Below are 20893 nucleotides of genomic sequence, written 5' to 3' on the forward strand. Positions count from 1 at the left end.
CTGCCGCATGGGACTATTGAGGAGCTCGCATGACCAAACAAAACGCCTTTACTCGGGAAGATCTGCTGCGCTGCAGTCGCGGTGAGCTGTTCGGCCCAGGTAACGCGCAACTGCCCGCCCCGAACATGCTGATGGTGGATCGCATCACCCATATCAGCGACGAGGGTGGCAAGTACGGCAAAGGTGAATTGGTCGCCGAGCTGGATATCACTCCGGACCTGTGGTTCTTCGCCTGTCACTTCGAAGGTGACCCGGTGATGCCCGGCTGCCTGGGCCTCGACGCCATGTGGCAACTGGTCGGCTTCTTCCTCGGCTGGCAGGGCCTGCCAGGCCGCGGCCGCGCCCTGGGTTCGGGCGAAGTGAAGTTCTTCGGTCAGGTACTCCCGACCGCGAAGAAGATCACCTATAACATTCATATCAAACGCGTCCTCAAGGGCAAGCTGAACATGGCCATTGCCGATGGTTCGGTTGCCGTGGACGGTCGCGAGATCTACACCGCCGAAGGCCTCCGGGTCGGCGTTTTCACCTCCACTGACAACTTCTAAGGGTTATCCGCATGCGCCGCGTCGTTATCACTGGTCTGGGCATCGTTTCGTGCCTGGGCAATGACAAAGAGACCGTCTCCGCTAACCTGCGTGCAAGTCGCCCTGGCATCCGGTACAACCCGGAATATGCCGAAATGGGTCTGCGTAGCCAGGTTTCCGGCTCCATTGACCTGAACCTCGAAGAGCTGATCGATCGCAAGATCTACCGTTTCGTCGGCCACGCGGCGGCTTATGCCTACCTGGCCATGAAAGACGCCATCGCTGACTCCGGCCTGACCGACGAGCAGGTGTCCAACGTGCGCACTGGCCTGATTGCCGGTTCCGGCGGCGCATCGACCCTGAACCAGATGGAAGCGCTGGACATCCTGCGCGAGAAAGGCGTCAAGCGCGTCGGCCCTTACCGCGTCACGCGGACCATGGGCAGCACCGTTTCCGCCTGCCTGGCCACCCCCTTCAAGATCAAGGGCCTGAACTACTCGATCTCCTCCGCTTGCGCCACCAGTGCCCACTGCATTGGCACCGCGGTCGAGCAGATCCAGATGGGCAAGCAGGACATCGTGTTCGCCGGTGGCGGTGAAGAAGAACATTGGAGCCAATCGTTCCTGTTCGACGCCATGGGCGCCCTGTCCAGCAAACGCAACGACACACCGCAAACCGCTTCGCGCGCCTACGACGCCGACCGTGACGGTTTCGTCATCGCCGGTGGTGGTGGCATGGTCGTGGTCGAGGAGCTGGAACACGCCCTCGCCCGTGGCGCGAAGATCTACGCGGAAATCGTCGGCTACGGCGCCACTTCCGACGGCTACGACATGGTCGCGCCGAGCGGTGAAGGTGCCGTGCGCTGCATGCAGATGGCCATGTCCACCGTCGACACACCGATCGATTACCTGAACACCCACGGCACCTCGACCCCGGTCGGCGACGTCGCGGAGATGAAAGGTGTGCGTGAAGTGTTCGGCGACAAGGCCCCGGCCATCAGCTCCACCAAGAGCCTGTCGGGTCACTCCCTGGGCGCCGCCGGCGTTCACGAAGCGATCTACTGCATGCTGATGATGGAAGGCAACTTCATGGCTGGTTCCGCCAACATCGACGAACTGGATCCGGAAGTGGCCGACCTGCCGATCCTGACCAAGACTCGCGAAAACGCCACCATCAACACCGTGATGAGCAACAGCTTCGGCTTCGGTGGCACCAACGCCACCCTGGTGATGAAGCGCTGGCAGGGCGCGTAGGAGCTGCCACAGGCTGCGATCTTTTAAAGCGGAAAAGATCGCAGGCCTCGCCAGCTCCTACAGGAGCCAACAAAAACGCCCCGACTGGTTCGGGGCGTTTTTTGGTCCGTTCAAAAGCGATGGAAATCTTTGTGGGAGCGAGCTTGCTCGCGATAGCGGTGGATCAGCCAACCTTGATACTGACTGATCCGACGCCATCGCGAGCAAGCTCGCTCCCACAGTTAATTCCAACTTAGCGCACGACAAACCGCTGCTGCGTCAGCAGCCGATCGCCCTGGAACACCATGAACCGCCACTCCCCCGGCACCACTTCATGGCTTTCGGTGAATTCGTAGGCCATGACGTCCTGGGGCGCGCCGGGCACCAGTTTCTGGATAACTTCGAACTTGTCGTGACGCACGCCATCGGGCGTACGGATGCCCGGCGTGAAATACAGCAAGGTCAGCGGCTGGTCATTCTCGATCTTGCCTGCCAACTGATAGCGCATGCCGAATTTGGTGCCCAGCTTGGCCGGAACACTTTCGGTCTGGCGGATCTGCTCATTGCTGCGACGCAGGACCCGCTCGCCCGACTGCAACTCGGCCTTCGGCCCTTCGAAGACCCCATATTCCACCGGGCCTTCGACACGGACTTCAGCCTGGGCCAGGCCGCAGGTCAACAACAGCGCGAGCAGTGCGCTTGAACGGGTGAGGTGCATGGTGCGCTCCTTGATTGAGATGAGCGCGAGGGTATGACGCGGGGGTGACAGACTGATGACAACACGGTGTGTACGCTGACTTGCTCCCGCGGGCCCTGTAGGAGCTGGCGAAGCCTGCGATCTTTTGATCTTTTGATCTTATGATCTTTTGATCTTTCTATCTTTCGCTTGAGATTCACGGGTTTCTGGAAAGATCGCAGCCTCGTTGCACTCGGCAGCTCCTACACAGCTCCTATACAGCTCTGCAGGCCCGGCGGGAGCAAGCTCCCTCGCCACAAGAGCGGGCTAACGGGCCACTGAGCGAGGCAGCACCGCCAGGAAGTTATCCCGCGCCACCTTCCTCGCTACATCCTCAGGCAAGGCATCGAGGAACGGATCGAAGCTGTGCAATTCCTTACCCAACTTATTGAATCGCCCTACTACGTCCGACCCCACCATGAAGCGCTCCGGAAAGCGCTCCACCAGCTTCAGCCATTCATCGCGAGGCTTGCCCGCCTCGTCCAGCAGATATGGCGTGAGCAGGCTCCAGGACAGGTCGATGTACAGATTGGGATAAGACTCGAGCATCCGTGCCAGGGTGGGCAGCAGGAAATCCAGCTGAGTCTGGTGCCGGTGAATCTCCTTGCTGGTACCGGCATGGGCCCAGATGAACCGTGTGTGCGGATGATTACGCAACGGCTCTTCGATTTCCGCCAGGTACAGCGGATTTTTCTCACGCTTGGAAGTGATATTGGAATGCAGCATCACCGGCAGGTCGTTCTCTGCCGCCAGATGGTAGATGCGTGTCATGGCCTCGTTGTTGGCGCGCGGCGTGTCGCCCGAAGTCAGCGCCGTCAGGTCGTCGTGGCGCGTGAATACTTCGCCAATGCCTTGCCATAGCCCCGGATAGAGATCGAGCATGCGCTGGATATGGGCGTCGGAGTTCTTGTCGTTGGGGTTGAAGCCTGACAGGAACGGATGGAAGTGCTGGCGTTGTTCGGCGGGGAGCTTGGAGACCGCCGCAGCGACAATCACATCGGTGGCGCTGTACCAGTAGGCGTCCGCATCGTCACCGGCGTAATAACGCGGGCGCTTGGGTTCGTCTTCGTGCCATTTCTTCGCCACGGGCACGCCGGAAATCATGACGTGCTCGATGCGATTGTCCGCCATCGCCTTGAGCAGCTTGGGCATGCCGGCGGTTTCCTGGAAGAAATCGACGTAATGCAGGTGCGCATCACTGTAGGCATATTCGCGGGCCACGGCGGCGCTGCTCGCAACGGCCAGCAGACAAGCGAACATCAGACGGATCGACGACACGGGCACTCTCCACAAGCCATGAGCAGCATAGACCCCGGCCGTCCCGCCTGGGTTCAAGCCATCACTGCCGTCCGTTGCAACCCCGGGTTATGCTTTGCGCACTCGTCGTTCAACCTGGAAGACACCATGACCGCTCCCCTGATCGTTCGCCCCCGTGCAGAAGACGTGGAAGGCCAGCCGATTCTTCGGCCGTTGCCGTCCGCCAAATGCCGCAGCGTCGGACCTTTCGTGTTTTTCGACCATATGCTGCAGACGTCCTACCCGGCGGGTAAAGGCATGAACATCCGCCAGCACCCACATATCGGCCTGTCCACCCTCACCTATCTGTTCGAGGGCCAGATCCAGCACAAGGACAGCCTCGGTTCCGATCAGGTGGTCAACGCCGGGGACGTCAGTTGGATGACCGCCGGCAGCGCCATCGCCCATGTCGAGCGCACTCCGCAAGCATTGCTGGAACGAGGTTTTGTCATGCATGGGCTGCAAGTGTGGCTGGCCTCGCCCACATCGCACGAAGAAGGCCCTGGGCACTACAGTCATCATCCGGCCAACAGCCTGCCGGTCAGCGAGAACCTGGGCGTCAGTATCCGCATGATCGCCGGGTCAGGCTTTTGCCTGGAATCGCCGGTACCGGTGCTGTCGCCCACGTTGTATGCCGAACTGCACTTGCAGACCGCGACGACCTTGCTGATCCCCACGGAACATGAAGAGCGCGCACTGTATGTCCTGGACGGTGAAGCACAATTGGACGGTGAGCCGCTGGAGCCCCATGCGCTGGTCATATTGCCAGCCGGAGAAGAAATGACGCTCTCGGCCGACGGCGATTGCCATGCCGTGCTGTTCGGCGGTGCGCCCCTTGACGGGCCACGGCGGATGAACTGGAACTTTGTCTCCAGCGACCCGGCCCGGATAGACGAAGCCCGCCGACGCTGGGCGGCGGGTGACTGGCCAACGGTGCCGGGGGAAAGCGAGCGGATCGAACTGCCCTAGATTTACACATCCCGTGGCGAGGGAGCTTGCCCCGCTCGACTCTGTAGGCGCTGGCGAAGCCTGCGATCTTTTGGTCTTGAGCCTTCGCTTGAGATTCAAGTGACTGGGGAAAGATCGCAGCCTCGTTGCACTCGACAGCTCCTACAAGCCCAGCGGGAGCTCGGCTCCCACAAGGGCTCTGCTTCAACCCAACCTCAGCCCTTGAACACTTCATCCAGCAAATTATGCATCGAGCGGAATGCCCGCCCCGCCACCTTGGCGTTGTACATCATCTTGCCCGGCACATTGGCCTGCGGGTCCGTGAACGAGTGCACCGCGCCGCCGTAGCTCAGCAGTTGCCAATCCACCCCGGCCGCGTTCATCTCATCCTCGAAGGCCGGCAGTTGTTCTTTCGGCACCAACGGGTCGGAGGCGCCGTGCATGACCAGGACGGCGCCCTTGATGTTCTGCGCATCGGCCGGGTTGGGCGTATCCAGGGTGCCGTGGAATGATATCGCGGCCTTGAGCGGCGCCCCGGTGCGAGCCAGTTCCAGGGAACAGCAACCGCCGAAGCAGAAGCCGAACGTGGCCAATTTCGAAACGTCGACCTGGGCTTCGCCCTGGCTTTGCAATTGCTCGAACGCGGCCTGCATGCGCTTGCGCAACAACGCCCGGTCATTCTTGAGCGGCATCATCGCCGCACCGGCCTCGTCGGCATTGGACGGGCGCACCGTTTGCCCGTACAGATCGGCAATCAGCACCACATAACCGTTCGCCGCCACAGACCTTGCGATCTCCTCGGCTCCTGCCCCTACGCCCATCCAATTGGGTGCCATCAGCAAACCCGGGCGCGGGCCCTGCTGGTTGGTATCGAAGGCCAGGCGGCTTTCATAGGTTTGGCCATCGAGCTGATACACCACCGAACGAACCGTAATCTGACTCATAGCTGACTTCCCCTTGGCGAAACAATGGAAATGAAAAAACCCGCCGAAGCGGGTTTTTCCTACAACGTGATTAAGCTGACAATTCAACCAACAGCTTGTTCAGGCGACGGACATAGGCCGCCGGGTCTTTCAGGCTGTCGCCGGCCGCCAGGGCCGCCTGGTCGAAGAGGATGTGCGACAGGTCGCCAAAACGCTCTTCGCTTTGCTCGTTGTCGAGCTTCTCCACCAGCGGGTGAGCCGGGTTGAACTCGAAGATCGGCTTGGAATCCGGGACTTTCTGGCCGCTGGCTTCGAGGATCTGGCGCATTTGCAGCCCCAGGTCCTGCTCACCGATGGCCAGGATCGCCGGGGAATCGGTCAGGCGGTGGGAAACCCGTACTTCGCTGACGGCATCGCCCAACGCAGTCTTGATCCGCTCCACCAGGCCTTCCTTGCTCTTGGCGACTTCCTCGGCGGCCTTCTTGTCTTCTTCCGAATCCAGGTTGCCAAGGTCCAGGTCGCCACGGGCCACGTCGACGAAGCTCTTGCCGTCGAATTCGTTGAGGTAGCTCATCAGCCACTCGTCGATGCGATCGGTGAGCAGCAGCACTTCGATGCCTTTCTTGCGGAAGACTTCCAGGTGCGGGCTGTTCTTGACCTGTGCATAAGTCTCGCCGGTCAGGTAATAGATCTTGTCCTGGCCTTCCTTGGCGCGGGCCAGGTAGTCGGCCAGGCCAACGATCTGCTCGCCGTCGTCGCCCTGGGTCGAGGCAAAGCGCAGCAGGCCGGCGATCTTCTCCTTGTTGGCGAAGTCTTCGGCCGGGCCTTCCTTCATCACCTGGCCGAAGTTCTTCCAGAAGCCCTTGTACTGCTCAGGCTCGTTCTTCGCCAGTTTTTCCAGCATGTCCAGCACGCGCTTGGTCAGTGCTGACTTCATGGAATCGATGATCGGATCTTTCTGCAGGATTTCCCGCGAAACGTTCAGCGACAGGTCGTTGGAGTCCACCACACCCTTGATGAAGCGCAGGTACAGCGGCAGGAACGATTCGGCCTGGTCCATCACGAACACACGCTGCACGTACAGCTTCAAGCCGCGTGGCGCTTCGCGCTGGTACAGATCGAACGGCGCGCGGGCCGGCACGTACAGCAGCGAGCTGTATTCCAGCTTGCCTTCGACCTTGTTATGGCTCCAGCTCAGCGGATTCTCGTAGTCATGACCGATGTGCTTGTAGAACTCCTGGTATTCCTCGTCCTTGATCTCAGTGCGTGGACGAGTCCAGAGGGCACTGGCGCGGTTGACGGTTTCCCATTCCACTTCAGGCTTTTCTTCGCCTTCGGCCGCGGTGACTTCCTTCGGCAGCTCGATCGGCAGCGCGATATGGTCGGAGTATTTCTTGATGATGTTGCGCAGCCGCCAACCATCGGCGAACTCTTCCTCACCAGACTTGAGGTGCAGGACGATGCGGGTGCCGCGATCAGCCTTGTCGAGGGTCGCGACTTCAAACTCGCCCTCGCCCTTGGACGACCAGTGCACGCCTTCGCTCGCAGCGAGGCCGGCACGGCGGCTGAACACTTCGACGTGGTCGGCGACGATGAACGCGGAATAGAAACCGACGCCGAACTGGCCGATCAGGTGCGAATCTTTCTTCTGGTCGCCGGACAGGTTCTTCATGAAATCAGCGGTGCCGGACTTGGCGATGGTGCCCAGGTGCGTGATCACCTCGTCGCGGCTCATGCCGATACCGTTGTCTTCGAGGGTGACGGTTTTCGCGTCCTTGTCGAAGCTCACACGGATTTTCAGCTCGGCGCCGCCTTCCAGCAGTTCTGGCTTGGACAGCGCTTCGAAACGTAATTTGTCGACAGCGTCGGAGGCGTTCGAAATCAGCTCGCGGAGGAAAATTTCCTTATTCGAATACAGCGAGTGAATCATCAGGTGCAGCAGTTGCTTCACCTCGGTCTGGAAGCCCAGGGTTTCCTTTTGAGTTTCCACGCTCATGGTCATCAAACTCCAAGTGGATGGTGGTGTCCGCCTCGCAGAGATTGGCGGCGGGATGTCCACAAGGTGGGGGCAACTCGGGTGATTTCAAGAGCCGGCCGGCTTGGAGGGCGCCGGGATCTTGAAATGAGCCCGGGCAGTGGCGATGGGTTCGGCTTCAGCTTCCTGCCAGGCAGTGATCGCGACGTTGGCCACGCGCCGCCCTTGGCGCCAGACCTGGCACCTCGCATAAGTATCGCGAAACTGCCCGGCGCGCAGGTAATCCAGGGAAAAATCGATGATCTTTGGTACACCGGCCGCATGGGTGGCGATCAGCAGATGAACGGCGGCCGATAGCTCCATGAATCCGGCGATGACCCCACCATGGATAGCAGGCAGTAAAGGGTTACCAATGTTGTCCTTATTGGCTGGCAGGCAAAACAGCCATTCATCGCCCCGGCGCGTGCATTCGACGCCGATGAGTTGCGCATAGGGAATCAAGGACAGCAGCCGCCCGACGTCGCCCTGCTCACACGCCTGGCGCAGTTGCGCCTCAGTGATGTCGGTCATGGTTTTTGCGCAGCAGCCGCCAGGCCGCCCTTTTTCATTCCCCGGGCGCTGTCACCCAGGCGCATGAAGGTGCCGACCACATGGGCAATGGGGTGCTCCGGATCGTCCTGGTAGGCAAACCCGCGGCTGAAGATCACGTCCGGCGTGATCCGATAGCACTGGGCAAAGCCATAGATAGCTTTGTCAGGCATGGCGGCGTGCATGTAGTCGATACGCAGGTCCAGGGTCGGACAAACTTCAAACTGCGGTAACACGCACAACGTCGACATGCCGCAGGCGGTGTCCATCAAGGTGGTCAACGCCCCGCCATGGACAATTCCCGTCAGGGGGTTGCCAATGATCTGCGGACTGTAAGGCAACACGACGGTTAATCCATCGCGACTGGCGCTGTGCAGTTTCAAGCCCAACACCTGACAGTGCCTGAGCGCAGATAAAAAGCGTGTCGCGCGGTCAAAAACGGAATCTTCAGCCATCGATCCAATACTCCCTCAAGGTACGCGATAAAGTTCCATCCGCAGGCAAGTTATATATCTATGACTCAGGAGGAACTTAACCCCGGGGACGCGGCTCAAACGGCCAGTAGTTATATCCATAAGGAGAAACACCCCATGCGTAAGACTTTTGCTATTGCCTTGATGTTGGCCGCCTCCCTCGGTCTCGCCGCCTGCGATAAAAAATCCGAGGACAAAGCTCAAGATGCCAACCAACACGCTGAACAAGCTCAGCAAGACATGAACAAAGCACAGGATAAAGTGAACGACGCGGCGAAAGAAAACGCCGAAGCTGCCAAAGCTCAGTCTGAATCGAACAGCGCCGCCCAGCAGGAACAAGCACCTGCCACCGCGCCTAAAACCAACTGATACGGTTTTAGCAGCAAAAGAAAACCCGCCTGGTGCGGGTTTTCTTGTCTCTGGCATTCAGGAAAGTTGCTGCGCCGTCAGGCCGCTTCCTTGCCTGCCTCGGGCGCTGGCGCTTCGGTAGGCGTATAGACCATCACATCCAGCACATCCGAATGAAACTCGCGCTGATACAACACGAAAACCACACCGGCACTCATCAACATGAATAACCAGGGGCTGACGAACCAGGCCAACATGGTCATGCCGAAATAATACGAACGCAGGCCGAAGTTGAACTGGTTGGCCGCCATGGAAATAACCCGCGCGGCTCTTGAAGCAAAAGCCTTGCGCTCCTGCTCGGACACATGCCGCTCACCGATCATCGGCGCCGATCCCACCAGGACCGCGGCGAAGTTGTATTGGCGCATGCACCAACTGAACGTGAAGAACGCGTAGACGAACACCAGCGCCAGGCACAGAAGCTTCAATTCCGCCATGCCTTGGGAGGCCTGCTGCACCAGTGGCAGGTCCGCCAGCAGCGACACCGCCCGATCGGACGCCCCGAGTACCGTCAGGATGCCTGCCAGGATGATCAGCGTACTGGAGGCAAAAAACGACGCGTTACGCTCCAGGTTGCCGATCACGCTGGCATCGGCGATGCGGTTTTCGCGCAGCAGCATGCGGCGCATCCAGTCTTCGCGGTACAGGTGCATGACACTGGCCAGGCAGGCCGTGTCGCGGGCCTTCCAAGTGGCATAACGGGTATAGCCCGCCCAGCAGATGATGAACCAGGCGGCGGCAAGCAGATGGATCAGGTTGGCTTGGATGAATGACATTCGATTTCCTGTATGTCTAAAAACATGACGTCTAAAGCCAGACTTGTCTTGAAATGCAGACCTGTGGGAGCGAGCTTGCTCGCGATAGCCGTCTATCAGCCACCTCATCGCTGACTGATCCGACGCTATCGCGAGCACGCTCGCTCCCACAGGGTTCTGTGCAGGTTTTTCAAGACACTGCTTCGACGTTAGTCCACGGAAAAAGACACTGCCGCCCAAAAAAAATGCCCCGTATCGATTGATACGGGGCATTTCGGTTCTTGCCGGTGGATCTGCCTGTTTTCGCTTAAGCCAACGCTTCGCTGCGCTTGCCCAGCAACCGATCACACACCACCGCGACCGCAAGGGTCATGACCGAAGGCACCAGCCACGCCAGGCCTTGCTCGCTGAGCGGCAGATGAGCGAGTTGCGCCGGCATCCAGTCCGCCAGCCCCGCGCCCTTGAGCGCATCGATCAGGCCGAACAGGAACGAAACGAGCATCACCGGGCCGACGATGCGCCCTTGCTCGTGCCAGAAATCCTTGCAGAAACTCAGGGCCACCAGGGCGATACACGGCGGGTAGATCGCGGTGAGGACCGGAATCGAGAACGCGATCAGCTTGGTCAGGCCCAGGTTGGATACCAACAGCGAGAACGCCGCCAGGATCACCACCAGGGTCTTGTAGGACAGCGGCAGGACGCGGCTGAAGTATTCCGCGCAGGCGCAGGTCAGGCCGACCGCCGTTACCAGGCATGCGAGGGAGATCAGTACCGCAAGGAAACCGCTGCCCAGGCTGCCGAACGTGTGCTGCACGTAGGCATGCAGCACGGCGGCGCCGTTGGTCGCGCCCACAGCCACTTCATGACTGCCCGAGCCCAGGCGGAACAGGCTGACGTAGACCAGGGCCAGCCCTACCCCGGCGATCAGCCCGGCGATGATCGCGTAACGGGTGATCAATGCCGGCGACTCGACGCCACGGGAGCGGATGGCGTTGACGATGACGATGCCGAACACCAGGGCGCCGAGGGTATCCATGGTCAGGTAGCCATTGATGAAGCCTTGGGAGAACGGTGCCGCCACGTATTCGGGAGTCGCCACGCCGATATCGCCGGCTGGCAAGGCAAAAGCGGCAATACCGAGCACGGCCAGGGCGATGATTTTCAGCGGCGCGAGAAAACGTCCGACGGTATCCAGCAAGCGGCCCGGGTAGAGCGATATGAAGAACACCAGCAGGAAGTACACCGCGCTGTAGAGGAACAGCGCCAACGGGCTCTCGCCGGTCAACGGCGCCAAACCGACTTCGAACGATACGGTGGCGGTTCGAGGCGTGGCGAACAGCGGACCGACCGCCAGGTAGCATACGGCGGCCAGCAAGCCACCGGCAATCTTGCCGATCGGGCTGCTCAAGGCGTCCATCGCACCACCGACCTTGGCCAGTGCGACGACCGTGATCACCGGCAACCCTACCGCTGTGATCAAGAAGCCCAGCGCCGCCATCCAGACATGAGGCCCGGATTGCAAACCGACGATAGGCGGGAAGATGATGTTGCCGGCCCCGACGAACAGGGCAAATGTCATGAAACCAAGCGCCAGGATGTCCTGGCCTTTCAACACTTTCATTAAGGAAACCACACTACTGAATCGGAATTTAGAGAGGGATTTCCCTTATGGGTGAGGGAAATGCTGTCCGATCCGTATGGGACCGACCCGTTTAGCGCGTCGCTGCCTTGTGGGCCGCGGTCGCAAAATTGGCTGCTAGCCTAACGAATTTGGCGATAAAACGCACTGTAAAGGGGCAAACTATCCGATGCGCGACGTCCCTGTGTCGCGTTTTTGCATGTAAAGGGTTGGCGACTGTCATTCCGTCATCGCGAGCAAGCTCGCTCCCACCATGAAATGCACTCATGCCCTTGCTCCCGCTGGGCTGCGTGTAGGAGCTGCCGAAGGCTGCGATCTTTTGATCTTGATCTTTTGCTTGGGACTCAATTGTCAGTGGAAAGATCGCAGCCCCGTTGCACTCGACAGCTCCTACACCGAGCGGGAGCAAGCTCCCTCGCCACAAGAGCCGTCCAACATTACCCAGGTAGAGCAGCTGCACAGGCATAGGGCCAGAAACGACAAAGGCCACCCGAAGGTGGCCTTTGTTGCTGGAACAAAAAAGTCAGCCGAAGCTTACTTCTTCATTTCCCAGCCAGTCAGCTCGGCCAGGGCCTTGCCGATGTCTGCCAGCGAACGCACGGTTTTCACGCCTGCGTCTTGCAGTGCAGCGAATTTCTCGTCTGCAGTGCCTTTGCCGCCAGAGATGATTGCGCCAGCATGGCCCATGCGCTTGCCCGGAGGAGCAGTCACACCTGCAATGTAGGAAACAACCGGCTTGGTCACGTTTGCCTTGATGTAGGCAGCGGCTTCTTCTTCAGCGGAACCGCCGATCTCACCGATCATGACGATCGCTTCGGTCTTCGGGTCTTCCTGGAACAGCTTCAGGATGTCGATGAAGTTGGAGCCCGGGATCGGGTCACCGCCGATGCCGACGCAAGTCGACTGACCGAAACCGGCGTCAGTGGTCTGCTTGACAGCTTCGTAGGTCAGGGTGCCGGAACGGGAAACGATACCGACCTTGCCTGGCAAGTGAATGTGACCTGGCATGATGCCGATCTTGCATTCGCCTGGAGTGATCACGCCTGGGCAGTTAGGGCCGATCAGGGTGATACCCAGCTCGTCGCACTTGACCTTGGCTTCCAGCATGTCGATGGTCGGGATGCCTTCGGTGATGCAAACGATCAGCTTGATGCCGCCGAACGCTGCTTCAAGGATGGAATCCTTGCAGAAAGGAGCTGGAACGTAGATCACGCTGGCGGTGGCGCCAGTGGCAGCTACAGCGTCTTTCACGGTGTTGAAGACAGGCAGGCCCAGGTGCTCGGTGCCGCCTTTGCCCGGTGTTACGCCGCCAACCATCTTGGTGCCGTATTCGATGGCTTGCTGGGTGTGGAAACTACCTTGCGAACCGGTAATACCCTGGCAGATAACCTTGGTGTCTTTGTTGATCAGGACGCTCATTATTTGCCCTCCGCAGCTTTAACGACTTGTTGAGCAGCGTCGGTCAGGCTGGTAGCAGCGATGATGTTCAAACCGCTTTCTGCCAGTACTTTAGCGCCCAGCTCAGCGTTGTTGCCTTCGAGGCGAACAACAACCGGGATTTTCACGCCGACTTCTTTCACGGCGCCGATGATGCCTTCGGCAATCATGTCGCAGCGAACGATGCCGCCGAAGATGTTGACCAGTACTGCAGCGACGTTGGTGTCGGACAGGATGATCTTGAACGCTTCGGTCACGCGTTCCTTGGTAGCACCGCCGCCCACGTCGAGGAAGTTGGCTGGCTTGCCGCCGTGCAGGTTGACGATGTCCATGGTACCCATGGCCAGGCCAGCGCCGTTGACCATGCAACCGATGTTGCCTTCCAGGGCTACGTAGTTCAGTTCGAACTTGGCAGCGTGCGCTTCGCGCGGATCGTCTTGCGACGGATCGTGGAAAGTCTTCAGCTTAGGCTGACGGTACATGGCGTTGGCGTCGATGTTGATCTTGGCATCGAGGCAGTGCAGGTCGCCGTCGGCCTTGATTACCAGCGGGTTCACTTCCAGCAGTGCCAGGTCGTGGTCCTGGAACAGCTTGGCCAGACCTACGAAGATCTTGGCGAATTGAGTGACCTGCTTGCCTTCCAGGCCCAGCTGGAATGCCAGCTCGCGACCCTGGAATGGCTGTGCGCCAACCAGTGGATCGATGGTGGCCTTGAGGATTTTCTCAGGGGTGTCGTGAGCGATTTTCTCGATGTCCACGCCACCTTCGGTGGAAGCCATGAACACGATACGGCGGCTCGAACGGTCAACGACAGCGCCCAGGTACAGCTCTTTAGCGATATCAGTGCACGATTCAACCAGGATCTTGGTGACTGGCTGACCGTTGGCGTCGGTCTGGTAAGTCACCAGACGCTTGCCCAGCCACTGCTGTGCGAAGGCTTTGGCGTCTTCTTTGCTGCGAACCAGCTTGACGCCGCCCGCTTTACCGCGACCACCGGCGTGAACCTGGGCTTTGACAACCCATTCGCTGCCGCCGATTTTGTCGCAAGCTTCTGCTGCCGCTTCCGGGGTGTCTACAGCGTAGCCGGTGGATACTGGCAGGCCGTACTCAGCGAACAGCTGCTTACCCTGATACTCGTGAAGATTCATGCTTATTACCGTCTTCGTTAGGTACTGCGCATTCGGTGCTGCACCGTTGTGGTGCCGCACCACCTGTGACTGCTGCTTGCGTAGCGTTCCGGTGTACCGGTACCACTACGCAAGGCTGCGTCCAGCGGATATTCCGCGGTGAGTCTTGCTCGCAAGGCTCGCGACGGGCCATACCGCCGTGGTTTCTTATTATCTGTTAACGCTTCTTGCGGTTGGCCACGTGGATGGCGCCGCCATTCACGGCCAGGGCCGCTTCGTGCAAGGCTTCGGACAGGGTCGGATGGGAGAAGACCATCATGCCCAGGTCTTCAGCGCTGGTGCCGAATTCCATACCGATCGCGCCTTGCTGTACCAGCTCGGCAGCGCTTGGGCCAATGACGTGAACGCCCAACACGCGATCCGTCTTGGCGTCGGCGATGACTTTCACGAAACCACCGGTATCGTTGGCTGCCATGGCACGGCCGGAGGCGGCGAACGGGAAGGTGCCGACGTTAACTTCAACGCCTTCGGCTTTCAAGGCCTGCTCGGTTTTACCGACCCATGCGATTTCCGGGTGGGTGTAGATAACCGATGGGATCAGGTCGTAGTTCATCTGGGCCTTGTGGCCCTTGATGCGCTCGACAACCATGATGCCTTCTTCGGAAGCCTTGTGGGCCAGCATCATGCCGCGAACCACGTCACCGATGGCGAAGACGCCCGGTACGGCGGTTGCGCAATGGTCATCGACCGCGATGAAACCGCGCTCGTCGATTTCCACGCCGCAATCGGCGGACAGCAGGTCGGTGGTCACTGGACGACGGCCGACCGCAACGATCAACTTGTCGAAGGTGATGGTCTGTTCGCCGTTGGCGTCGGTGTAGTTCACCACGACTTCTTCACCGTTGACCTTGGAACCGGTCACACGGGCACCCAGCTTGATGTCCAGGCCTTGCTTGGTCAGGGTCTTCAGTGCTTCCTTGGAAACCGCGGTGTCAGCGGCCATCAGGAATGTGTCGAGGGCTTCGAGCACGGTCACTTGCGAACCCAGGCGCGACCATACCGAACCCAGCTCGAGACCGATCACGCCAGCGCCGATCACGCCCAGGCGTTTTGGCACGGACTGGAATTCCAGGGCACCGGTGGAATCGACGATCACGTTCTGGTCGACTGGAGCAGGCGGGATGTCGATCGGACGCGAGCCTGGCGCCAGGATGACGTTTTCGGCCTCGATCACTTCAACCGAGCCATCAGGCTTGGTCACTTCGACTTTCTTGCCCAGCAGCAACTTGCCGTGGCCTTCGATGGAGGTGACGCCGTTGGCCTTGAACAGGGTGGCAACACCGCTGGTCAGGTTCTTGACGATGCCAGCCTTGCGGCCAACCATCGCGGCAACGTCCATCTTCACTTCACCGGTAGAGATACCGTGAACGTTGAAGCTTTCCTTGGCTTCCTTGTACTTCCAGGAGCTGTCCAGCAGCGCCTTGGATGGAATGCAACCGACGTTCAGGCAAGTACCGCCCAAGGCCTGTTTGCCTTCCTTGTCGGTGTATTTCTCGATGCAGGCAGTGGAAAGGCCCAGTTGCGCAGCCTTGATGGCCGCTACGTAGCCGCCAGGGCCCGCACCAATCACTACCACGTCGAATTTCTGAGTCATAAAAGATTCCTTTTAGCTGCAAGCTTCAAGCCGCAAGCTGCAAGTTGAAAGCCGTACTCGCTCGCTCTGAGCTCGCGGCTTGCCACTTGCAGCTTGCAGCTGCTTTTTTAAATATCCAGGAGCAGACGAGCCGGATCTTCCAGCAGGTTCTTGATGGTGACCAGGAACGTCACGGCTTCTTTGCCGTCGATCAGGCGGTGATCGTAGGACAGCGCCAGGTACATCATCGGACGAATCACGACCTGACCGTTGATCGCCATCGGACGCTGCAGGATGTTGTGCATGCCCAGGATAGCCGCTTGTGGCGGGTTGACGATCGGGGTCGACATCATCGAACCGAATGTACCACCGTTGGTGATGGTGAACGTACCGCCGGTCATCTCTTCGATGGACAGCTTGCCGTCACGGGCCTTCTTGCCGAAGGTGGCGATGCCGCCTTCGATTTCGGCCAGGCTCATCAGCTCGGCGTTGCGCAGGACCGGAACCACCAGGCCACGGTCGCTGGAAACCGCGACACCGATGTCGGCGTAGCCGTGGTAGACGATGTCGGAACCGTCGATCGACGCGTTGACGGCCGGGAAGCGTTTCAGCGCTTCGGTGGCAGCCTTGACGAAGAACGACATGAAGCCCAGGCGTACGCCGTTGTGGGACTTCTCGAACAGGTCCTTGTACTTCGAACGCAGGGCCATGACTTCGGTCATGTCGACTTCGTTGAACGTGGTCAGCATCGCCATGTTCGACTGGGCTTCAACCAGACGCTCGGCAACCTTGGCACGCAGGCGGGTCATCGGAACGCGTTTCTCAACGCGGTCACCGGCAGCGAACACTGGCGCGGAAGCGGCAGGCGCGGCTGGCTTGGCCGGTGCGGCGGCTGGAGCGGCTTTCTTGGCGGCAACGGCTGCAACCACGTCTTCCTTGGTCACACGACCACCCTTGCCGGTGCCGGCAACGGAAGCGATGTTGATGCCATTCTCTTCAGCCAGCTTGCGAGCAGCTGGAGCGGCGACTGGATCGTCTTCGCCCGAAGCGGCAGGCGCAGCGGCCTGAGCGGCAGCCGGAGCAGCAGCGGCGGCTGGAGCGGCGGCAGCAGCGCCGCCCTCTTCGATCGAGCCCAGGACCTGGTTCGACAGAACGGTGGCGCCTTCTTCGGCAACGATTGCGCCCAGTACGCCGTCAGCTTCGGCCAATACTTCCAGCACGACCTTGTCGGTCTCGATGTCGACGATCAGGTCGTCACGCTTGACGGCCTCGCCTGGTTTCTTGTGCCAGGTGGCAACGGTGCCATCGGCAACCGATTCCGGGAATGACGGGGCTTTGATTTCGATAGCCATTATCTGTGGGTCCTTAAAATTCGGTTTCAGTCAGCGCGAAGGCGTTAAACAGTGAAAGCATCTTGCAGCAGTTTTTCCTGCTGCTCGGCGTGCATCGACGCATAACCACACGCAGGTGCAGCGGAAGCATCACGGCCGGCATATTCCAGGCCCAGGGCCTTGTTATGGTTGCCGATGCTGCGACGCAGGTGATGCTGGCTGCTGTACCACGCGCCTTGGTTCATCGGTTCTTCCTGACACCACACCACGTGGGTGAGGTTGGTGTAAGGCGCGATGGCCTCCATCAGGTCCTCTTCCGGGAACGGATAAAGCTGCTCGATACGCACGATGGCGATGTCTTCGCGGCCTTCGGCACGACGTTTTTCCAGCAGGTCGTAGTAGACCTTGCCGCTGCACAGGATCAGGCGAGTCACCTTCGCCGCGTCCAGGGTATCGATTTCCGAAATGACGGTCTGGAACGAGCCTTCGGCCAGGTCTTCAAGCGTGGAAATTGCCAGCTTGTGACGCAGCAGCGACTTCGGTGTCAGCACGATCAGCGGCTTGCGCAGCGGACGGATGACCTGGCGACGCAGCAGGTGGTAGATCTGCGCCGGGGTGGTCGGTACGCAAACCTGGACGTTGTGCTCGGCGCACAGCTGCAGGTAGCGTTCCAGACGTGCCGACGAGTGCTCCGGCCCCTGCCCTTCATAACCGTGTGGCAGCAACATAGTCAGGCCGCAGAGACGACCCCACTTGTGCTCGCCGCTGGTGATGAACTGGTCGACAACCACCTGGGCACCGTTGGCGAAGTCGCCGAACTGGGCTTCCCAGATCACCAGCGCATTCGGCTCGGTGGTGGAGTAGCCATATTCGAACGCCAGGACGGCTTCCTCGGACAGCAGCGAATCGTACAGGTCGAAACGTGGCTGGCCTTTGTACAGGTGTTGCAGCGGGATGTAGGTGCTGGCGTCTTTCTGGTTGTGCAGCGCCGCGTGGCGGTGCGAGAAAGTGCCGCGGCCTACGTCCTGGCCGGTGATGCGGATCGGGTGACCTTCGAACGCCAGGGTCGCGTACGCCATGGTTTCGGCGTAGCCCCAGTTGATCGGCAGGCCGCCGGCTTGCATCTTCTGGCGGTCTTCGTAGATCTTCGCGACCTGGCGCTGGACCACGAAGCCTTCCGGGATTTCCAGCAGCTTGGCGGACAGTTCCTGCAAGGTCTTGAGGTCGAAGCGCGTGTCGTGACGAGCAGTCCAGGCGTGGCCCAGGTACGGACGCCAGTCTACGAACAGCTCTTTGTTCGGCTCTTTGACCAGGCTTTTTACAACGTGCAGGCCGTTGTCCAGGGCGTTGCGATATTCATCGACTTTTTCCTGGACGCGCGCGGCATCCAGGACACCGCTCTGGGTCAGGCGATCGGCATACAGCTCACGGGTGGTGCGCTGCTTGGCGATCTGCTGGTACATCAGCGGCTGGGTGCCACTTGGCTCGTCGGCCTCGTTGTGGCCGCGACGACGGTAGCAGACCAGGTCGATGACCACGTCGCGCTTGTACTGCATGCGGTAGTCGATGGCCAACTGGGTCACGAACAGCACGGCTTCCGGGTCATCGCCATTCACATGGAGAATCGGCGCCTGGATCATTTTCGCGACGTCGGTTGCGTACTCGGTGGAGCGCGAGTCCAGCGGGTTGCTGATGGTGAAGCCGACCTGGTTGTTGATCACGATGTGCACGGTACCGCCGGTCTTGAAACCGCGGGTCTGCGACATCTGGAAGGTTTCCATGACCACGCCTTGACCGGCGAATGCCGCGTCACCGTGGATGGAGATCGGCAGCACCTTCTCGCCGGTCGGATCGTTGCGACGATCCTGGCGGGCACGGACGGAGCCCTCGACCACCGGGGAAACGATTTCCAGGTGGGACGGGTTGAACGCCATGGCCAGGTGGACTTCGCCGCCGGTGGTCATCACGTTGGACGAGAAGCCCTGGTGGTACTTCACGTCACCGGAGCCCAGCTCGACCTTCTTCTTGCCTTCGAACTCGTCGAACAGCTCGCGCGGGTTCTTGCCGAAGGTGTTGACCAGTACGTTCAGGCGACCACGGTGGGCCATGCCGATGACGACTTCCTTGGTGCCGTAGGAACCGGAACGCTGGATCAGCTCGTCGAGCATCGGAATCAGGCTTTCGCCGCCTTCCAGGCCGAAACGCTTGGTGCCCGGGTATTTGGTACCCAGGTATTTCTCCAGGCCTTCACCGGCGGTGACGCGCTCGAGCAAGTGGCTCTTGATGTCGGCGGAGTACGTCGGACGGCCACGAACGCTTTCCAGACGCTGCTGGAACCACTGGCGCTGCTCGGAATCGGTGATGTGCGTGAATTCAGCGCCGATGGTGCGGCAATATGTCTGCTGCAACGCTTCGTGAATTTCGCGTAGGCTCGCTTCCTCTTTGCCGATGAACAGGTCGCCGGCACGGAAGGTCGTATCAAGATCGGCATTGGTCAAGCCGTAGTGAGTGATCGACAGGTCTGCAGGTGCAGGACGCTGCCACAGCCCCAGCGGGTCAAGCTGGGCTGCCTGGTGGCCTCGCATCCGGTAGGCCTGGATCAGTCGCAGCACTTCAACTTGCTTCTTCTCATGCTCGGAGCTCACGCTGCCGGCAGACACCGGTTGGGCGCGGCGCTGGTTCTTTGCCAGCAGCACGAAATGATCGCGAATCGTCGAGTGCGAAACATCGGTGGCAGAGTTACCGTCAGCCGGCAACTTCTGAAAGTAGGTGCGCCATTCTTCTGGCACAGCGTTAGGGTCGTGCAGGTAGAGCTCGTAGAGCTCTTCCACATAGGCAGCGTTACCACCGGAGAGGTGGGCACTGTTCCACATGCGCTGCATCACGCTTTCTTGCATGCTTGGTCACCCTCGATTAGGGGAACACCACCGGCGAAAACACCGAGCAAACTTGCAGAAGTCCGAGTGCAGCGACTAAAACAAGCCACTTAGGATCACGCTGATAGTCCGGGTACCAGCCCGGATGCCCCTGCTTGTCTCATTTCTTCAAAATAAGAACCGCCGCTTTGTGAGCGGCTGTTCTGGTTATAGCCAGGACGTGGGTTGAAGCCCACGCCCTCGCCTCTACGGGTACAGCGGTTCTACGGGTACAGCAGCTGAATCACACGCCGTTTTGCAGCAGCATGTTACGTACGTGACCGATGGCCTTAGTCGGGTTCAGGCCTTTCGGGCAGACGTTGACGCAGTTCATGATCCCGCGGCAGCGGAATACGCTGAACGGGTCATCCAGTGCGGCCAGACGCTCGGACGTCTTGGTGTCACGGCTGTCTGCCAGGAAGCGGTACGCTTGCAGCAGGGCGGCCGGGCCCAGGAACTTGTCCGGGTTCCACCAGAACGATGGGCACGAGGTCGAGCAGCAGGCGCACAGGATGCACTCGTACAGACCGTCGAGCTTTTCACGCTCTTCAGGGGACTGCAGACGCTCGATGGCCGGAGCCGGCGTGTCGTTCTGCAGGAATGGCTTCACCTTCTCGTATTGCTTGTAGAAGATGCTCATATCGACGACCAGGTCACGGATGACCGGCAAACCTGGCAACGGGCGAACGATCAGCTTGTTGCCCTTGACCACGGCCGACAGCGGCGTGATGCAGGCCAGGCCGTTCTTGCCGTTGATGTTCATGCCGTCGGAGCCGCAAACGCCCTCGCGGCACGAGCGACGATAGGAGAAACCTTCGTCCTGCTCTTTGATCAAGGCCAGCACGTCCAGCACCATCAGGTCTTTACCACCGGTATCGACCTGGAAGTCCTGCATGAACGGCGCGGCGTCCTGATCAGGGTTGTAGCGATAAACACTGACTTGCAACATAGCG

Annotated in this window: 18 protein-coding genes; 4 read left to right on the forward strand and 14 right to left on the reverse strand. The window is 59.9% G+C overall.

Annotated elements, in window-relative coordinates; genetic code table 11:
• Nucleotides 1-29 precede the first annotated feature (29 nt).
• Both fabA and fabB read left to right on the forward strand, forming a co-directional pair.
• On the forward strand, nucleotides 30-545 hold the full coding sequence (gene fabA, locus M8Q45_RS17000) for a 3-hydroxyacyl-[acyl-carrier-protein] dehydratase FabA (RefSeq protein ID WP_030138344.1): 516 nt from the start codon (nucleotides 30-32) through the stop codon (nucleotides 543-545).
• Between the two features lie 11 nt (nucleotides 546-556).
• Nucleotides 557-1777 (forward strand): beta-ketoacyl-ACP synthase I, encoded by a 1221-nt coding sequence (fabB, locus tag M8Q45_RS17005; RefSeq protein WP_030138343.1) that lies wholly within the window; start codon nucleotides 557-559, stop codon nucleotides 1775-1777.
• Between the two features lie 232 nt (nucleotides 1778-2009).
• Here fabB and M8Q45_RS17010 read toward each other — a convergent pair whose 3' ends face one another.
• Complete coding sequence (locus tag M8Q45_RS17010; RefSeq protein ID WP_030138342.1) at nucleotides 2010-2474, reverse strand: DUF3859 domain-containing protein; 465 nt, start codon at nucleotides 2472-2474, stop codon at nucleotides 2010-2012.
• 285 nt (nucleotides 2475-2759) lie between these two features.
• Nucleotides 2760-3752 (reverse strand): amidohydrolase family protein, encoded by a 993-nt coding sequence (locus M8Q45_RS17015; protein WP_249877341.1) that lies wholly within the window; start codon nucleotides 3750-3752, stop codon nucleotides 2760-2762.
• Between the two features lie 144 nt (nucleotides 3753-3896).
• On the opposite strand from M8Q45_RS17015, the gene M8Q45_RS17020 reads away from it, so the two are divergent.
• Entirely contained in the window at nucleotides 3897-4757 is an 861-nt protein-coding gene (locus tag M8Q45_RS17020) for a pirin family protein (protein ID WP_249875695.1), read from the forward strand.
• Between the two features lie 194 nt (nucleotides 4758-4951).
• Here the strand turns inward: M8Q45_RS17020 and M8Q45_RS17025 are convergent, their stop codons facing one another.
• The 4 genes from M8Q45_RS17025 to M8Q45_RS17040 form a co-directional block, all read right to left on the reverse strand.
• Entirely contained in the window at nucleotides 4952-5680 is a 729-nt protein-coding gene (locus M8Q45_RS17025; protein ID WP_249875696.1) for a dienelactone hydrolase family protein, read from the reverse strand.
• Nucleotides 5681-5750: 70 nt separating this feature from the next.
• Nucleotides 5751-7655, reverse strand: a complete 1905-nt coding sequence (htpG, locus tag M8Q45_RS17030; protein WP_030138338.1) for a molecular chaperone HtpG — start codon at nucleotides 7653-7655, stop codon at nucleotides 5751-5753.
• 87 nt (nucleotides 7656-7742) lie between these two features.
• A complete protein-coding gene (locus M8Q45_RS17035; RefSeq protein WP_249875697.1) occupies nucleotides 7743-8204 on the reverse strand; it encodes a PaaI family thioesterase in 462 nt (153 codons plus the stop codon).
• Complete coding sequence (locus M8Q45_RS17040) at nucleotides 8201-8677, reverse strand: PaaI family thioesterase (protein ID WP_249875698.1); 477 nt, start codon at nucleotides 8675-8677, stop codon at nucleotides 8201-8203. Before M8Q45_RS17040 ends, M8Q45_RS17035 begins: the two co-directional genes overlap by 4 nt.
• A gap of 135 nt (nucleotides 8678-8812) precedes the next feature.
• On the opposite strand from M8Q45_RS17040, the gene M8Q45_RS17045 reads away from it, so the two are divergent.
• The gene (locus tag M8Q45_RS17045) at nucleotides 8813-9064 is read left to right on the forward strand and encodes a hypothetical protein (RefSeq protein WP_030138335.1); all 252 of its coding nucleotides are present in this window, start codon (nucleotides 8813-8815) and stop codon (nucleotides 9062-9064) included.
• Nucleotides 9065-9141: 77 nt separating this feature from the next.
• Here M8Q45_RS17045 and M8Q45_RS17050 read toward each other — a convergent pair whose 3' ends face one another.
• The 8 genes from M8Q45_RS17050 to M8Q45_RS17085 form a co-directional block, all read right to left on the reverse strand.
• Complete coding sequence (locus tag M8Q45_RS17050) at nucleotides 9142-9879, reverse strand: DUF599 domain-containing protein (protein WP_249875699.1); 738 nt, start codon at nucleotides 9877-9879, stop codon at nucleotides 9142-9144.
• 286 nt (nucleotides 9880-10165) lie between these two features.
• Nucleotides 10166-11479, reverse strand: coding sequence for a branched-chain amino acid transport system II carrier protein (gene brnQ / locus M8Q45_RS17055; protein ID WP_030138333.1), 1314 nt, complete (start codon nucleotides 11477-11479; stop codon nucleotides 10166-10168).
• Between the two features lie 552 nt (nucleotides 11480-12031).
• Nucleotides 12032-12916 carry a succinate--CoA ligase subunit alpha gene (gene sucD / locus M8Q45_RS17060; RefSeq protein WP_003179236.1) on the reverse strand — a complete coding sequence of 295 codons (885 nt, stop codon included), beginning with the start codon at nucleotides 12914-12916 and terminating at the stop codon, nucleotides 12032-12034.
• Nucleotides 12916-14082 (reverse strand): ADP-forming succinate--CoA ligase subunit beta, encoded by a 1167-nt coding sequence (gene sucC / locus M8Q45_RS17065; RefSeq protein ID WP_003179235.1) that lies wholly within the window; start codon nucleotides 14080-14082, stop codon nucleotides 12916-12918. Before sucC ends, sucD begins: the two co-directional genes overlap by 1 nt.
• A gap of 196 nt (nucleotides 14083-14278) precedes the next feature.
• On the reverse strand, nucleotides 14279-15715 hold the full coding sequence (gene lpdA / locus M8Q45_RS17070; protein ID WP_030138332.1) for a dihydrolipoyl dehydrogenase: 1437 nt from the start codon (nucleotides 15713-15715) through the stop codon (nucleotides 14279-14281).
• Between the two features lie 107 nt (nucleotides 15716-15822).
• Nucleotides 15823-17046 (reverse strand): 2-oxoglutarate dehydrogenase complex dihydrolipoyllysine-residue succinyltransferase, encoded by a 1224-nt coding sequence (odhB, locus tag M8Q45_RS17075; protein WP_030138331.1) that lies wholly within the window; start codon nucleotides 17044-17046, stop codon nucleotides 15823-15825.
• 44 nt (nucleotides 17047-17090) lie between these two features.
• Nucleotides 17091-19922 (reverse strand): 2-oxoglutarate dehydrogenase E1 component, encoded by a 2832-nt coding sequence (locus M8Q45_RS17080; protein WP_039594134.1) that lies wholly within the window; start codon nucleotides 19920-19922, stop codon nucleotides 17091-17093.
• A gap of 262 nt (nucleotides 19923-20184) precedes the next feature.
• Nucleotides 20185-20889, reverse strand: a complete 705-nt coding sequence (locus tag M8Q45_RS17085) for a succinate dehydrogenase iron-sulfur subunit (RefSeq protein ID WP_039594133.1) — start codon at nucleotides 20887-20889, stop codon at nucleotides 20185-20187.
• Nucleotides 20890-20893: the final 4 nt, after the last annotated feature.

It is taken from the genome of Pseudomonas sp. T1.Ur (assembly GCF_023516725.1).
Taxonomy (GTDB): domain Bacteria; phylum Pseudomonadota; class Gammaproteobacteria; order Pseudomonadales; family Pseudomonadaceae; genus Aquipseudomonas; species Aquipseudomonas alvandae.

Bases quoted from the DNA above. Each gene is read 5' to 3' on its own strand.
- fabA (WP_030138344.1), top strand. From the start codon at position 30: ATGACCAAACAAAACGCCTTTACTCGGGAAGATCTGCTGCGCTGCAGT.
- fabB (WP_030138343.1), top strand. From the start codon at position 557: ATGCGCCGCGTCGTTATCACTGGTCTGGGCATCGTTTCGTGCCTGGGC.
- M8Q45_RS17010 (WP_030138342.1), bottom strand. From the start codon at position 2,474: ATGCACCTCACCCGTTCAAGCGCACTGCTCGCGCTGTTGTTGACCTGC.
- M8Q45_RS17015 (WP_249877341.1), bottom strand. From the start codon at position 3,752: ATGTTCGCTTGTCTGCTGGCCGTTGCGAGCAGCGCCGCCGTGGCCCGC.
- M8Q45_RS17020 (WP_249875695.1), top strand. From the start codon at position 3,897: ATGACCGCTCCCCTGATCGTTCGCCCCCGTGCAGAAGACGTGGAAGGC.
- M8Q45_RS17025 (WP_249875696.1), bottom strand. From the start codon at position 5,680: ATGAGTCAGATTACGGTTCGTTCGGTGGTGTATCAGCTCGATGGCCAA.
- htpG (WP_030138338.1), bottom strand. From the start codon at position 7,655: ATGAGCGTGGAAACTCAAAAGGAAACCCTGGGCTTCCAGACCGAGGTG.
- M8Q45_RS17035 (WP_249875697.1), bottom strand. From the start codon at position 8,204: ATGACCGACATCACTGAGGCGCAACTGCGCCAGGCGTGTGAGCAGGGC.
- M8Q45_RS17040 (WP_249875698.1), bottom strand. From the start codon at position 8,677: ATGGCTGAAGATTCCGTTTTTGACCGCGCGACACGCTTTTTATCTGCG.
- M8Q45_RS17045 (WP_030138335.1), top strand. From the start codon at position 8,813: ATGCGTAAGACTTTTGCTATTGCCTTGATGTTGGCCGCCTCCCTCGGT.
- M8Q45_RS17050 (WP_249875699.1), bottom strand. From the start codon at position 9,879: ATGTCATTCATCCAAGCCAACCTGATCCATCTGCTTGCCGCCGCCTGG.
- brnQ (WP_030138333.1), bottom strand. From the start codon at position 11,479: ATGAAAGTGTTGAAAGGCCAGGACATCCTGGCGCTTGGTTTCATGACA.
- sucD (WP_003179236.1), bottom strand. From the start codon at position 12,916: ATGAGCGTCCTGATCAACAAAGACACCAAGGTTATCTGCCAGGGTATT.
- sucC (WP_003179235.1), bottom strand. From the start codon at position 14,082: ATGAATCTTCACGAGTATCAGGGTAAGCAGCTGTTCGCTGAGTACGGC.
- lpdA (WP_030138332.1), bottom strand. From the start codon at position 15,715: ATGACTCAGAAATTCGACGTGGTAGTGATTGGTGCGGGCCCTGGCGGC.
- odhB (WP_030138331.1), bottom strand. From the start codon at position 17,046: ATGGCTATCGAAATCAAAGCCCCGTCATTCCCGGAATCGGTTGCCGAT.
- M8Q45_RS17080 (WP_039594134.1), bottom strand. From the start codon at position 19,922: ATGCAAGAAAGCGTGATGCAGCGCATGTGGAACAGTGCCCACCTCTCC.
- M8Q45_RS17085 (WP_039594133.1), bottom strand. From the start codon at position 20,889: ATGTTGCAAGTCAGTGTTTATCGCTACAACCCTGATCAGGACGCCGCG.